General features: G+C 61.2%; 9 protein-coding genes and 1 tRNA gene. 6 read left to right on the top strand and 4 right to left on the bottom strand.

All coding sequences use genetic code 11. The annotated features are described in order from the left end of the window. Window positions 1-198: 198 nt before the first annotated feature. A complete protein-coding gene (locus tag JIO00_RS14750; RefSeq protein ID WP_200666081.1) occupies window positions 199-2,667 on the top strand; it encodes a DUF3141 domain-containing protein in 2,469 nt (822 codons plus the stop codon). A gap of 180 nt (window positions 2,668-2,847) precedes the next feature. On the opposite strand, the gene JIO00_RS14755 is transcribed toward JIO00_RS14750, so the two are convergent. Then, complete coding sequence (locus JIO00_RS14755) at window positions 2,848-3,885, bottom strand: AraC family transcriptional regulator (RefSeq protein ID WP_010460330.1); 1,038 nt, start codon at window positions 3,883-3,885, stop codon at window positions 2,848-2,850. A gap of 281 nt (window positions 3,886-4,166) precedes the next feature. On the opposite strand from JIO00_RS14755, the gene phbB reads away from it, so the two are divergent. The 5 genes from phbB to JIO00_RS14780 all read left to right on the top strand — a co-directional run bounded on the left by phbB (window position 4,167) and on the right by JIO00_RS14780 (window position 10,139). After that, complete coding sequence (gene phbB, locus JIO00_RS14760) at window positions 4,167-4,913, top strand: acetoacetyl-CoA reductase (RefSeq protein ID WP_010460332.1); 747 nt, start codon at window positions 4,167-4,169, stop codon at window positions 4,911-4,913. Window positions 4,914-4,970: 57 nt separating this feature from the next. Continuing rightward, a complete protein-coding gene (locus JIO00_RS14765; protein ID WP_200666083.1) occupies window positions 4,971-6,149 on the top strand; it encodes an acetyl-CoA C-acetyltransferase in 1,179 nt (392 codons plus the stop codon). A gap of 99 nt (window positions 6,150-6,248) precedes the next feature. Further along, window positions 6,249-7,952: a class I poly(R)-hydroxyalkanoic acid synthase gene (gene phaC, locus JIO00_RS14770; protein WP_200666085.1), complete on the top strand. Its 1,704-nt coding sequence runs from the start codon at window positions 6,249-6,251 to the stop codon at window positions 7,950-7,952. 144 nt (window positions 7,953-8,096) lie between these two features. Beyond that, a complete protein-coding gene (locus tag JIO00_RS14775) occupies window positions 8,097-8,750 on the top strand; it encodes a hydrolase (RefSeq protein WP_200666087.1) in 654 nt (217 codons plus the stop codon). Window positions 8,751-8,816: 66 nt separating this feature from the next. Then, window positions 8,817-10,139 (top strand): OprD family porin, encoded by a 1,323-nt coding sequence (locus JIO00_RS14780; RefSeq protein ID WP_200666089.1) that lies wholly within the window; start codon window positions 8,817-8,819, stop codon window positions 10,137-10,139. Between the two features lie 7 nt (window positions 10,140-10,146). Here JIO00_RS14780 and JIO00_RS14785 read toward each other — a convergent pair. The 3 genes from JIO00_RS14785 to selA form a co-directional block, all read right to left on the bottom strand. Continuing rightward, a tRNA-Sec gene (locus JIO00_RS14785) sits at window positions 10,147-10,242 on the bottom strand. Window positions 10,243-10,248: 6 nt separating this feature from the next. After that, window positions 10,249-12,156 (bottom strand): selenocysteine-specific translation elongation factor, encoded by a 1,908-nt coding sequence (selB, locus tag JIO00_RS14790; protein ID WP_200666091.1) that lies wholly within the window; start codon window positions 12,154-12,156, stop codon window positions 10,249-10,251. Next, window positions 12,153-13,574, bottom strand: a complete 1,422-nt coding sequence (selA, locus tag JIO00_RS14795; RefSeq protein ID WP_200666093.1) for an L-seryl-tRNA(Sec) selenium transferase — start codon at window positions 13,572-13,574, stop codon at window positions 12,153-12,155. Before selA ends, selB begins: the two co-directional genes overlap by 4 nt. Between the last annotated feature and the right edge of the window lie 7 nt (window positions 13,575-13,581).

Genomic DNA, 13,581 nt, shown 5'->3' on the forward strand with positions numbered 1-13,581 from the left:
CGATAGCGATCCTGCCAGACATCGCGTTAGCCTTGATATTGCAGTGCACAAAACTATTTGGCAACGGCTATTTTGTGCGGCGCACAATAAAGTTCGCTTCCTTGACCGTTATTCCCTATACACTCGTGAAAATCGAACGACCGGCTTGATTGCTATTAGTCAGGGCAACGTTCCCACGCATGGCGTCAGGAGTTCACGATGGGTCAGGAAGAAAATATTGCGCTGCAAGATAAAGGGCTTTCGACTGCGTCCGGTGTGTTCGAGCACCTGAACCATCTGCAGCGCCTCAATACCCGCAACGTTATTGACGCCGTGCAACAGCGCCAGGCCAAAACCTACGCCCCTTCAAGTCTTGAACAACTCAAGCAGCCGACCGCCGCTGACTGGCAGGAATACTTCACCGACCTTGGCCAACGCAGCGTGCTGTTCTGGGACACCTTGCGTCAGCGCGGCGACAACACCCTGGCCCACGAACGCGCCGGGTATCCGCTGCTGCTCAAGTTCAACCATGAAACCCTGATTGCCGGTGAAGACCTGCCGCGCCCGGTCAACTACTCGCTGCTGCAGATCATCGCGGGCCCCGGGCAACAGCTCGACAGCAAAAAGCAGCCGGTGATCATTATCGACCCACGCGGCGGCCACGGTTCAGGGATTGGCGGTTTCAAACAGGATTCGGTCATCGGCGAAAGCCTGCGCGCCGGCCACCCGACCTATTTCATCTCGTTCAGCCATTCGCCACGCCCGGGGCAAACCCTGGCGGACATTGTTTTAGCCCAGGCGCGGTTTATCGAAGAGGTCAGCGCGCGACACCCCTCCAGCACCAAACCCGTGGTGATCGGCAACTGCCAGGCCGGCTGGGCCTTGATGGGCCTGGCGGCGACCCGTCCGGAACTGCCGGGACTGATCATCGTCAATGGCGCGCCGTTGTCGTACTGGGCGGGCGTTAATGGCCGCAATCCGATGCGCTACACCGGCGGTTTGCTGGGTGGTGGCTGGATGGCACGCCTGGGCAGCGACCTGGGCAATGACCGTTTCGACGGCACTTGGCTGGTGAGCAATTTCGAAAGCCTCGACCCGGCCAACACCTGGTGGGGCAAGTACTACCACCTGTTCAGCGAGGTCGACAGCGAGGCCCCGCGCTTCCTCGATTTCGAACGCTGGTGGGGCAGCCCGACCCTGCTCAATGGCGAAGAGATCGAGATGATTGTCGATGACCTGTTCATCGGCAACCAACTGTCCGGCGGCCTCGGGCGCAAGAGCAGCGGGCTCGACCTCAAACGCATCGAAGTGCCGGTGGTGGTGTTCTGTTCCTATGGCGATAACATCACCTCGCCCCAGCAAGCACTGGACTGGATCACCGACGTCTACCCCAGCGACCTCGCCCTGCAAAATGCCGGTCGCACCATCGTTTACCTGCGGCACGCGAGCATTGGCCATCTGGGCATCTTTGTTTCCGGCGAAGTCGCGCGGCGTGAGCACCGGGAGTTGTTGGGCGCCGTCGACGCGATCAACGAACTGCCGGGCGGGCTCTATGAAATGCTCATCGAGGACCTGCCGGAACATTCGCCAACGCCCTACGCCGTGCGTTTCGAGCGACGACGTATCGCCGACATCCACGGTGACGCGCAGGCGCCCCGTGACGATGATCGCGAATTTGCGCTGGTCGAGCGTGCCTCTGATTTCAACAACACCCTTTACGACGGGTTTGTAAGGCCGTGGTTGCGCCAGTTGATCAACGAGCCGACCGCCGAGCTGATGCGCAAGGCCCACCCGTTTCACCAGCAACAGGTGATGTGGAACAGTTTGAACCCGGCGCTCTGGTGGTTGGCAGGCAGTGCCTCCCAGGTGAGCAAGAACCGTCAGCCGGCAAACCCGTCCAATCCGTTGCTGGCCTGGCAGGCATTGTTTTCCAACCAGATACAGGATGCCTTGAACGGCTATCGGGACCTGCGTGATGCCGCTCAGGAAATGAGCTTTTACGGCGTGTATGGCCTGCTCAACAGCCTTACCGGCAACGTACTGGCTCGCAATCTCCAGGCGCATGCCGAGCAGCACGATAAAGTCCTGATCGACCGCCTTCAGGACGCCCTTCCCCTCGGCGGCTTGATGGAAGCCTTGATCCGGATCCTGTTCCTGCTGGGCCGCGACAGCGACGAACCGGGCAAGCAAAGCGTCGAGAAACTCATCCTGCAATTGCAGGTGCTGCTGCAGGACTACAGCGCCGAGCCGCTGGACTTGCGCGAAACCCTGCGCCTGCAAAAACTGCTGGTCGCCACCCATCCGCAGGAAAGCCTGCAAAGTCTGCCCCTGATGCTGGCCGAGGTCGAAGAACGCCAGCAAGTGCTGGCCGCCGTCGCCAACATGCTGCCGGAACTGCTGACCAGCGGCGCGGACAATCCGTTTTGGTGTGAGCTGCACACGCTGCTCGACGTGCCACTGCCGGGGTTCAACCTGACTCAACCTCCGGGCGCAGCCGATGTTGTCGAGGAGGACACCCCGACGACAACCCCGGAGCCGATCAAGCCGAAAACCGCGGTCGTCGCACCAGAGCCCGCCAAACAAAGCGCCCCCGTGGTCGTCGCTGAGCCGATTGCCCCGGGAGCGCTGACAAAAACGCGCAAACCCGCGAAGGGCAAAAAAGCCGCGAAGAAACCTCCTGCTCCCTGATGAGCAACTTGTGTGAGCGAGCCTATGTGTGTGGCGAGGGAGCTTGCTCCCGCTCGGCTGCGAAGCAGTCGCAGGGCTTTTGGGGCCGCTTCGCGACCCAGCGGGAGCAAGCTCCCTCGCCACAAAAGCGCGCTCCCACAGGGGTTCGTTGTCGACAAAATGTTAGAGCAGTTCACCGCGTCACACTGGCGCGGCTTCCTGGATCTCGAACGATTCATCGGACCGATACTGCCCCGGCGTCATGCCAAACCAGCGGCTACAGGCTTTGTTGAAGCTGCTGTGGTCATGAAAGCCAAGGAGATAGGCGACATGCTTCATGTTGAAGTGAGAATGGCGAAGGTAGAAATCAGCGAGTTGCCGGCGCACCGCGCTCAGCACGTCCTTGAACTGTGTCCCTTCCTTTTCCAGCGCTCGTTGCAGCGTTCGCTTGCTGATGTTCAAGGCCGCCGCAATCGATTCCATGTCGCATTGCCCCTGGCCCTGACTCAGGCGCTCGGTAATCAGCGCGCGAATTCGCCCGACAATGCAAAAACCAAACAGCAGGTCCAGTTGCGCCTCGGCAAAACTGTCATGCAGCACCGCCAGCGTTTCGTTGGCCATGCTCAACGGTCGCATCAATTCCTGCCCGTCAAACAAAATGCTGTCGTAAGGCGCGTTGAACTGCAGATTGCAGCCAAACAGCCGTCGATGCTCGGTGGTGTCTTCGGGTTCTGGATAGGTGAATTCGACGCTCAAGGGTTGCGGTGCGTTGCCGCCCGCCAGCTTGCGGCAGAACCCCAACAACGACGCCAGCCCGGCATCGGTGTATTGGCGCGGTTTGACCGAACCCTGCTGCTGATGATCGAGCCCGGACAACCGGTAATGTTGCTGTTCGGCGGTAAAGAAAAGGCTGAACCCGGTGCCAATCAGCGGACTGAAACGGACCAGGCGTTCGAGGGCGTTTTTCAGATTCAGGCTGGACATCATGGTGTAGCCGATGATCTGAAAGCTGCCGGGGTGGAAACTGCCATAGGCCCTCAAGCCAATGTCCTGATCGCCCGAGGCTTCGGCGGCCAGCTCCCAGAGTCGATAGATGGCCTTTCGCTCGCAAAACGCACCTGGTTGGTCCGCGAGGTCAATGTCTAGTCCAGCCTCCCGACACAGACTGGCAACATCCAGTCCTTGGGCCGAGAGCGTATTGACCAGCACGCTGGCATAGCCTGAACTCATTTTATACATGGCGTCCTCAATGACCTGTGGAACCGGACATCCTGTCCGGAGCCGTGACTGATCTGAAATAAATCAAATATTAACGAGTGGTTCCGTTGCCAATATTGATCCCAGTATAGGTAATCCTCATTTTTCGCCACTGTTCCCGGCCATTCGTCGCCCGGATGCAACTAAACCAGCCATGGCGCCTTTGGACACCAGCCCGTCACCTCCAAACACTTCCGCATCCCCCGCCAATACCGAACAATCGCCCATCTTGCAGCGCAAAACAAAAAAGAGGAACGGAGCTTATGAAGTCGCTTGGTCGTATTGCGTTGGTCACAGGTGGTATGGGTGGGATTGGTACGGCGATCAGCCAGCGCCTGTACAAGGAAGGGTTCAAAGTCATCGTCGGTTGCAGCTCGGATTCCGCCCGCAAAAACGACTGGATTGCCGGCCAATTGGCAGCCGGTTATCAGTTCGAATGCATCTACGGCGACATCACCGATTGGGAGTCGACGCGCAAGGCCTTCGAGATGGCGCGGGAACAATTCGGCCCGATCGATGTGTTGGTCAATAACGCCGGCATCACCCGGGATGCCTCCTTCCGCAAGTTGACGCCCGAGGACTGGAATGCCGTGATCGGCACCAACTTGAGCGGCATGTTCAACACCACCAAGCAGGTGATTGAAGGAATGTTGGCCAAGGGCTGGGGACGGGTCATCAATATCTCCTCGATCAACGGCCAACGAGGCCAGTTCGGCCAGACCAACTACAGCGCGGCCAAGGCCGGCATCCACGGTTTCACCATGGCTCTGGCGCGGGAAGTGTCCGGCAAGGGCGTGACCGTCAACACCGTCTCCCCGGGTTACATCCAGACCAGCATGACCGCGGCCATCCGCCCGGACATCCTCGACACCATGATCGCCGCCACCCCCGTCGGGCGCCTCGGCCAACCCGAAGAAATCGCCTCGATCGTCGCCTGGCTGGCCTCCGATGAATCGGGCTACAGCACCGGCGCTGATTTCTCGGTGAACGGCGGCATGAACATGCAGTAGACCGATCAGGGCAAGGACGCCCTGCTCCCGCTCGACAACATCTTAATGAGGTCACGCATGAACGAAGTCGTAATCGTTGCCGCTACACGTACCGCCATCGGCAGTTTTCAAGGGGCCTTGTCCGCGATTCCAGCCACTGAACTGGGCGCAGCGGTGATCCGCCGTCTGCTGGAAGAAACCGGCCTGGACGGCGCGCTGATTGATGAAGTGATTCTTGGCCAGGTGCTCACCGCAGGCGCGGGGCAAAATCCGGCACGCCAGACGGCAATCAAGGCCGGCCTGCCCTTCACCACCCCTGCCCTGACGCTGAACAAGGTCTGCGGCTCGGGCCTCAAGGCTGTGCAACTGGCGGTCCAGGCGATCCGCTGCGGCGACGCCGAGCTGGTGATTGCCGGCGGTCAGGAAAACATGAGCCTGGCGCCTTATGTGCTGCCCAAGGTACGCACCGGTTTGCGTCTGGGTCATGCGCAGTTGCAAGACAGCGTGATTCAGGACGGTTTGTGGGATGCCTTCAACGACTACCACATGGGCATCACCGCTGAGAATCTGGCCACGCAGTACAGCGTCAGCCGCGAAGATCAGGACGCCTTCGCCGCCGCCTCGCAACAGAAAGCAGCCGCCGCCATCGAAGCGGGCTACTTCAAGGGGCAAATCACCCCGATCCTGATCCCTCAGCGCAAGGGCGATCCGCTGGTGTTCGATACGGATGAACAACCGCGACCGGGCGGCACGCTGCAAGCGTTGAGCAACCTTAAACCGGCGTTCCAGAAAGACGGCAGCGTGACCGCCGGCAATTCGTCGACTCTCAACGATGGTGCCGCCGTGTTGCTGCTGGCCAGCGCCGCCAAGGCCCAGGCCCTCGGCTTGCCGGTGCTGGCGCGCATCAAGGCTTACGCCAGTGCGGGTGTCGACCCGTCGATCATGGGCATCGGCCCGGTCCCGGCCACCCGTCTGGTGCTGGAAAAAGCCGGCTGGAGCCTGGACGACCTCGACCTGATCGAAGCCAACGAAGCGTTCGCCGCGCAATCGCTGGCGGTTGGCAAGGAACTGGGTTGGGACACCGCCAAGGTCAACGTCAACGGTGGAGCGATTGCGTTGGGTCATCCGATCGGCGCGTCGGGCGCGCGGATTCTGGTGTCGCTGGTGCACGAGCTCATTCGCCGTGACGGCAAAAAAGGCCTGGCCACGTTGTGCATTGGTGGCGGCCAAGGTGTCAGCCTGGTCATCGAACGATAACAAGAATCACAGGACTGCTTGCTTGACTGCTGACGCGGTGCCGAATGGCGGCACCGCGGTTTTTTTCTGCCCGGTTTACCGATGTGGGCAAGGAGTTCCATGGACAATAACGCGCACACCTTCAACACCTTCTGGTCAGGCCAGGTCCCGTTCATTGCCTCCTTTGCAGTGCAACAATTACGCTTGTGGGTGAGCACCAATCCTTGGTTCACCGGCCAGGAATACGAGAAGTGGTTTGACCTGCCACGCACCACACTGGAAAGCCTGCAAGCCGAGTATCAAACCCAATGGGGTGATCTGGGCCAGCGGCTGCTGACCGGCCAGCCGTTTTCCTTTGAAGATCGACGTTTTTCCAGTGGCAACTGGAGCACGCCGCTGTTCGGCTCCCTCGCAGCGTTCTACCTGCTCAATGCCGGTTTTCTGCTGAAGCTGCTCGATAAACTGCCGATCAAAGACAAGAAACCCCGCCAGCGTCTGCTGTATCTGGTGGAGCAAGCGATTGCCGCCGGGGCGCCCAGCAACTTTCTGGCGAGCAACCCCGATGCCTTGCAACGCGTCGTCGACACTCAGGGCGGCAGCCTGTTCACCGGCCTGTTGCACCTGGCCAGCGACCTGCAAGAAGGCAAGATGCGTCAGTGCGACAGCGGCGCTTTCAAGGTCGGCGTGGATCTGGCCAACACCCCCGGCGAAGTGGTGTTCGAGAACGAACTGTTCCAGTTGATTCAGTACTACCCGCAAAGCGAAACCCAGTACCGGCGCCCGGTGTTCATCGTCCCGCCGTCGATCAACAAGTACTACATCCTTGACCTGCGCCCGGACAACTCGATGGTTCGCCATCTGCTGCAACAAGGCCACCCGGTGTTCCTGATGTCGTGGCGCAACTTCGATCAGGCGCACGCCGGCACCACCTGGGATGACCTGATCGACACCGGCATCATCAAAGGCCTGCAAGTGACCCGCGAGATCAGCGGCGAACAACGCCCCAATTGCGTGGGTTTCTGCATCGGCGGCACGCTGTTGAGTTCGGCGCTGGCGGTACTGGCGGCGCGCGGCGACAAGGACATTGGCAGCGTGAGCCTGTTGACCACCTTCCTCGATTACCTCGACACCGGCCCCATCGACATCTTTGTCGACGAACAACTGGTGGCCTACCGCGAGCGCACCATCGGTGGTCAGGAGGGCCCCATCGGCCTGTTCAAGGGCGAGGACATGGGCAACACCTTCTCGCTGCTGCGCCCGAATGATTTGTGGTGGAACTACAACGTCGACAAATACCTCAAGGGCCAGAAACCCATCCCCCTCGACTTGCTGTTCTGGAACAACGACAGCACCAACCTTCCAGGGCCGATGTACTGCTGGTATCTGCGTCACACCTACCTGCAGAACGACCTGAAATCCGGTCAGCTGGACTGCTGCGGGGTCAAGCTCAACCTGCGCGCCATCGATGCACCGGCGTACATCCTCGCCACCCACGACGATCACATCGTGCCGTGGCGCAGCGCTTATGCCAGCACCCAATTGCTCTCCGGGACCAAGCGCTTTGTGCTGGGTGCCTCAGGGCACATCGCCGGGGTGATCAACCCGCCGGCCAGGGAAAAACGCCATTACTGGACCAACAATCGAGTGTCGAAGGATCCCGACACCTGGTTCATGAATGCCCAGGAACAGGCCGGCAGCTGGTGGAATGACTGGTTTGTCTGGCTGGCAGACCAGGCCGGCGAGCGTCAGCCTTCGGTGTCGCACATCGGCAACGCGCACTACCCGGCGCTGGAATCGGCACCCGGGCGTTATGTGATGCAATGACCGACAGCCCCGCGCACTGACCGATATTGCGCGGGGCCGTTCTTCAGGCGTCCTCGCAAATAACCAAACACAGCACATCGCTTCAATATTCCCGCCTGAATCTGCGCAACCATGGCCTCCTCACTCACCTGTAAGGACCTCGCCATGGCCATCGCCAAAGCTGCTCCCGGCAAAACCCTGCTGACCCCGACCGACCACACCCTGATCATGATTGATCACCAATCGCAGATGTCCTTCGCGACCAAGTCGATCGACGCCGTCACCCTGCGCAACAACGCAGCCCTCGTGGCCAAGGCCGCGCGCGGCTTCAAAGTCTCGACCATCCTGACCACTGTCGCCGAGAAGAGCTTTTCCGGGCCGATCTTCGACGAAATCAAGTCGGTGTTTCCGGAACACAACGTCATCGACCGAACCAGCATGAACACCTGGGAAGACGAGCGCATCACCGTCGAAGTCAACAAATTCGGCAAACAGAAAATCGTCCTCGCCGGCCTGTGGACCTCGGTGTGCATCGTCGGCCCGGCGCTGTCGGCCATCGACCAGGGTTTTGAGGTCTACGTGATTGCCGACGCCTGTGGCGACGTCAGCACCGAAGCCCATGAAATGGCCATGCAGCGCATGATCCAGATCGGCGCCCGTCCAATGACCTCGCTGCAATACCTGCTCGAACTGCAACGCGACTGGGCACGTACCGAAACCTATGAAGAAACCGTGAAAACCTCGATTGCCAACGGTGGCTCCTACGGTCTTGGCCTGATCTACGCCAAAACAATGTTCGGTGCCTCGGAAGGCCATTAAGCGGTCCTCCTCTGAAAAGCGAGCGACTGCGGACCCTCCGCAGTCGCTGCTGCGTGGTGATTGATGATGAAGTTTGGCAAGCAAGACCTGCGTACCCGGTTGCCCTTTTGGTTGTCGGTGCTGTTCGCCGGAACAGCCTGGGCGGATGAACCCGCACAAGGGTTTCTGGATGGCGCGGCGCTTGACGTGCTCAGCCGCAACTTCTACCTCAACAGCGACTACCGGTCCCCTTCGCCGACAGGTAAAAGCTATAAAGCCGAGTGGGCTCAAGGCTTTATCAGCACTTTTGAATCTGCATTCACACCCGGCACGCTCGGCTTAGGCCTCGACGCCCACGCCTTTCTGGGATTGAAGCTGGATGGCGGCAAAGGACATTCCGGGACCGGATTGCTGCCCGTGAATGATGACGGCCGTAGCGAAGACAACTATTCCAGTGGCGGCGGCGCACTGAAAATCAGAGCCTCGCGAACCACCTTGGCGTTCGGTGAAATGATGGTGGAAACCCCGGTGTTCGACACCGCGGACAAACGCTTGCAACCGGAATACGCCACGGGCTTTCTATTGAACAGCCGCGAAATCGATGACGTGAATCTGCTGGCCGGGCATTTCACCGCGTTCAAAAACCAGGACAGTTCTTCGAGCAAAGGCAATTTCTACGGCTACGGCGCCAACACCGAAGCCGGCGGCATTACGTTTCTGGGCGCTGACTTATTCACCCAACGCCCCGTCGGCGGCGCGCTCTATGCCTCAGAGCTCAGCGACACCTGGCATCAGTACTACGCCAACCTGCACCTGAAGCAGCCCGGGGTGTTCCTCGACGCCAATCTCTACCACACGCAAGACACCGGCAAAGCGCTGGCCGGCGCCATCGACAACACCGCGTTCAGCCTGTCGGGCAAGTACACCGTCGATGCCCACGCCTTCACCCTGGCCTATCAAAAAATCAATGGCGATACGCCGTTCGATTTTGTCGGCGGCGACTCGATCTACCTCGCCAACTCGATCAAGTACGCCGATTTCAACGGCGCCCACGAACGCTCATGGCAGGCACGCTACGACCTCGATTTGAGCACCTTCGGCATACCTGGCCTGAATTTCATGACCCGTTACGTCATGGGCAGCCGGATCGACGGCACCCGTGCGCCCAAGGGCGGCGCCTACAACCCTTTCGATGAGTCCATCGGCGAATACGTGCCACAACAAGGCGATGGCGGCCGGCATTGGGAGCGCGACATCGACCTGCGCTACATCGTGCAGTCCGGCGCGGCCAAGGGGTTATCGCTGCAACTGTCCCATGTCTCGCATCGGGCCAATGCGGCGCAGGCCGGCGATGATATTGACCGGGTGTACGTGGTCGTTCAGTACCCGCTGAATTTCGGGCATCTATGAAGGGAAATGGCGGAAGGCAGCCGGAGTCGAACCTGCCCGGGAACGGATGCCGTCCCCAACCGGGTTTGAAGCCCGGCCGCGCCACCGGGCGCGATTGCCTTCCTTGAAGTCAGTTTCCTGATGGCTGGGCCAGGGCATTGTCGAGCCGCAGATGGCGCTTGTCGCCAAAGCGTCGGGTCAGGCCCAGCCGGTCGAAGTATTCGAGGATCTGGATGCTGCGCTTGCGCCCCAGGCCCACGGCATCGCGAAATGCCGTGACCTGAATCACCGGGTTCTGCGCGGCCAGTTGCACAAGCATAGCCGCCAATCGGCGAATGACTGCTTCGGTGTAGAACAGGTCGCGGACGACCTGATGCACCAGCCCCAGCCTCGCCATTTTTCGCAGCAGCAGGCGCACCGTCACTTCGTCATGGCCAAGGTCGCGCACCCATGGGGCATTGAATCCGGCCTGTTCGAACAACGGTTGCAGCTGCTGCCACAACGCTTCGTCCTCTTCGCTCAAGCGCACCTGATGCTCGGGCAAATGCAGCCACGGCCCGCTGGCCAGCATGGCGCTACTGGTGAGTAATTCGTCGACCAGGCTGATGAAAGTCGGCCGATGCAAAGATGTCCCGGCGAAGCGGCGCAAGCGATCCCGGTCGGGGCCCATCTGGTCCGGTTCGAGCTGGTGGAAACGAGCCAGATGCCCCAGCAATGGCGCTTTCAGCGCTTCCCAACGGTCAGCGCTGAACAGCAAGGGGCTTTGGCGGGTATCGATCAAACGGATATTGGCGGGCAGGACCCAGGTGTCACGCGGCCGGTTGAACTGACGCTCCAGGCGTCGCGGGTCGAGCCCGGTTTCGCTGTTCAGCAATAACGCAGGCAGCACGTCTTCCAGCTCATGGCGGGTGGCGAGTGCCTGCAGCTGCGCCAATCGCTCGGGGCTGCGACGGTGTCGGGTCGGGGCGAACGGGTCGAGTACCTGGCCACCGCCGAGGGTTCGTTGGGCGCTCTGGTCACGCAGAATCAACGGATCGCCCTTCACCGCCTGCACCGGCACATTCAGCAGGACTTGCGCGAACATCCGTTCACCCGGCGCAACGCTGGCACCTTCCAACAGCGCCACTCGCCCCGTGACATCCTGCGTCCCCAAGTGAACATGCACCGTTTGAAAGTGCTCGAACGCCTTGGCTTCGCTGGCCAGTAACCGCATGTCGATGTCCAGGCGCTGGGTCGGTGCGTAGAGCCACTCGGACACCAGCCAGAGGCCACGGTGAATCTGCTCCAGTGCCAAGCGCTCGGCACTCAGGTTCAGCGCCACTCGCTGACCCGCAACCCCAATCTCTGCGGCCTGGTTTTGCGCATGCAAGCCACGCACGCGCACGGGTTTGCCCAACGGACCGAGCATCAGCGTATCGCCCACGGCAACCTGCCCGGACAGCGCCGTGCCGGTCACCACGATACCGGCCCCGGCCACGCTGAACGCACGATCAATCGCCAGACGAAAACTGCCACGGGTGCTGCGTTGCAGCACATCACGCTGCGCATCCAGCAAGGCCAGACGCAACGTCTCGACGCCCTCCCCGGTCACGCTCGACAGGGCAATCTGCGGCGCGCCGGCATACGGCCCGGGCGCCAGCAAACTTTCGATTTGTTCGCGCACGGCCTGCACGCGGGCCGGATCGACCCGGTCGCATTTGCTGATCGCCACCAGCGCCCGAGGGATGCCCAGCAGTTCGACGATTGCCAGATGTTCGCGGGTCTGGGGCATGACGCCGTCATCCGCTGCCACTACCAGCAATACCAGATCGATGCCCTGGGCTCCGGCCAGCATGTTGTGAGTGAAGCGCTCATGACCCGGTACGTCGATAAAACCGGTCAATGCAGCGCCCGGTTCCAATGCGGCGTAGAGATAACCGAGGTCGATGGTCATGCCGCGCTCGCGTTCTTCCCGGCGACGGTCGCCGGCCTGGCCAGTCAATGCCTGGAGTAACGCCGTCTTGCCGTGGTCGATGTGCCCGGCGGTGCCGACAATCACCCTGGCACCTGCAATTGATCGAGTTGCGCCCGCCACGCGGCTTCGTCGTCCAGCTGGCGCAGGTCCAACCACAGCGCGTCGTCGTCAATCCGGCCTAGCACCGGAATGGCCAGCTGACGGAACGCGGCCTCCAGCCCCAGTAAATGCCGGCCGCGCAGGCGTTTACTGACCAACGGGCGCAGGCACAACGCCGCGCTCGGCAGGCGAGCCACCGGTTGGCTGCCGCTGCCGATCATGCCCAGCGCCGCCACTGCGCTGACGCTCCAGCCATCGCCCAGAGCCTGCGCCAATGACGGTTGCAGGCGTTCGGCTTGCGCAAGAATGTCGGCCTGCGGTCGGGTCAGCAGGCGCAGGCTCGGCAGTCGTTCGGCCAGTTGATCGGGATTACGGTACAGGCTCAACACCGCTTCGAGGGCTGCCAGGGTCAGTTTGTCGACCCGCAACGCACGTTTGAGCGGGTTCTTCTTGATCTTCGCGATCAAGTCTTTGCGGCCGACGATCAACCCGGCCTGTGGACCGCCGAGTAACTTGTCGCCGCTGAAGGTGACGATGTCCGCGCCATCGATCAGCGCCTGGCGCACCGTGGGTTCGGCGGGCAAGCCCCAGCGGGTCAGGTCCAGCAGACTGCCGCTACCAAGGTCTTCGAGCAGTGGCAGCCCGTGCTTGTGCGCCAATTCAGCCAACTCGGCCGTCGGCACCCGGGCGGTGAAGCCTTCAATGGCGTAATTGCTCGCATGCACCCGCATCAGAAGCCCACTGCGCGGGCCAATCGCCGCCTCGTAATCCCGGGCGTGGGTGCGATTGGTGGTGCCGACTTCGTGCAGTTTGACGCCGGCCCTGGCCATGATGTCGGGAATGCGGAAGGCGCCGCCGATTTCGATCAGCTCGCCCCGGGAAATGATCCCTTCCTTGCGCGCGCCCAGGCTGTTGAGCGTCAGCAGCACGGCAGCGGCGTTATTGTTGACCACGGTCACGGCTTCGGCACCGGTCAGTTCACGGATCAGGCCTTCGATCAGGTCGTCACGGTCGCCGCGCTTGCCGCTTTGCAGGTCGAATTCGAGATTGAGCGGATAGCGAGCGGCCCTTTGCACCGCATCGATGGCTTCGTCTGGCAATAACGCGCGACCGAGGTTGGTGTGCAGCACTGTGCCGGTCAGGTTGAACACCCGGCGTACCTGGCTGCGATGCTGGAGATCCAGGCGCTCGCCCGCTCTGCCAGCCAAGACTTCGGGGGTGATTTCAACGGCGTCGAGTTGGCTTGACAGTACCGGTTCGCGCAGGTCATCCAGCAACTGCCGCAGGCTGGCCAGCAGCGCGTCACGCCCATAGCGCTCGGTCAATGGCACGCACGCCGGATGGCGCAGCAAACTGTCGATGGAAGGCAGCCGCAAGGCTGGGCTGGCGGATCTGGCAGGCATCAGGCGC

Source organism: Pseudomonas sp. SW-3, from assembly GCF_016615645.1.
Classification (GTDB): Bacteria; Pseudomonadota; Gammaproteobacteria; order Pseudomonadales; family Pseudomonadaceae; genus Aquipseudomonas; species Aquipseudomonas mandelii.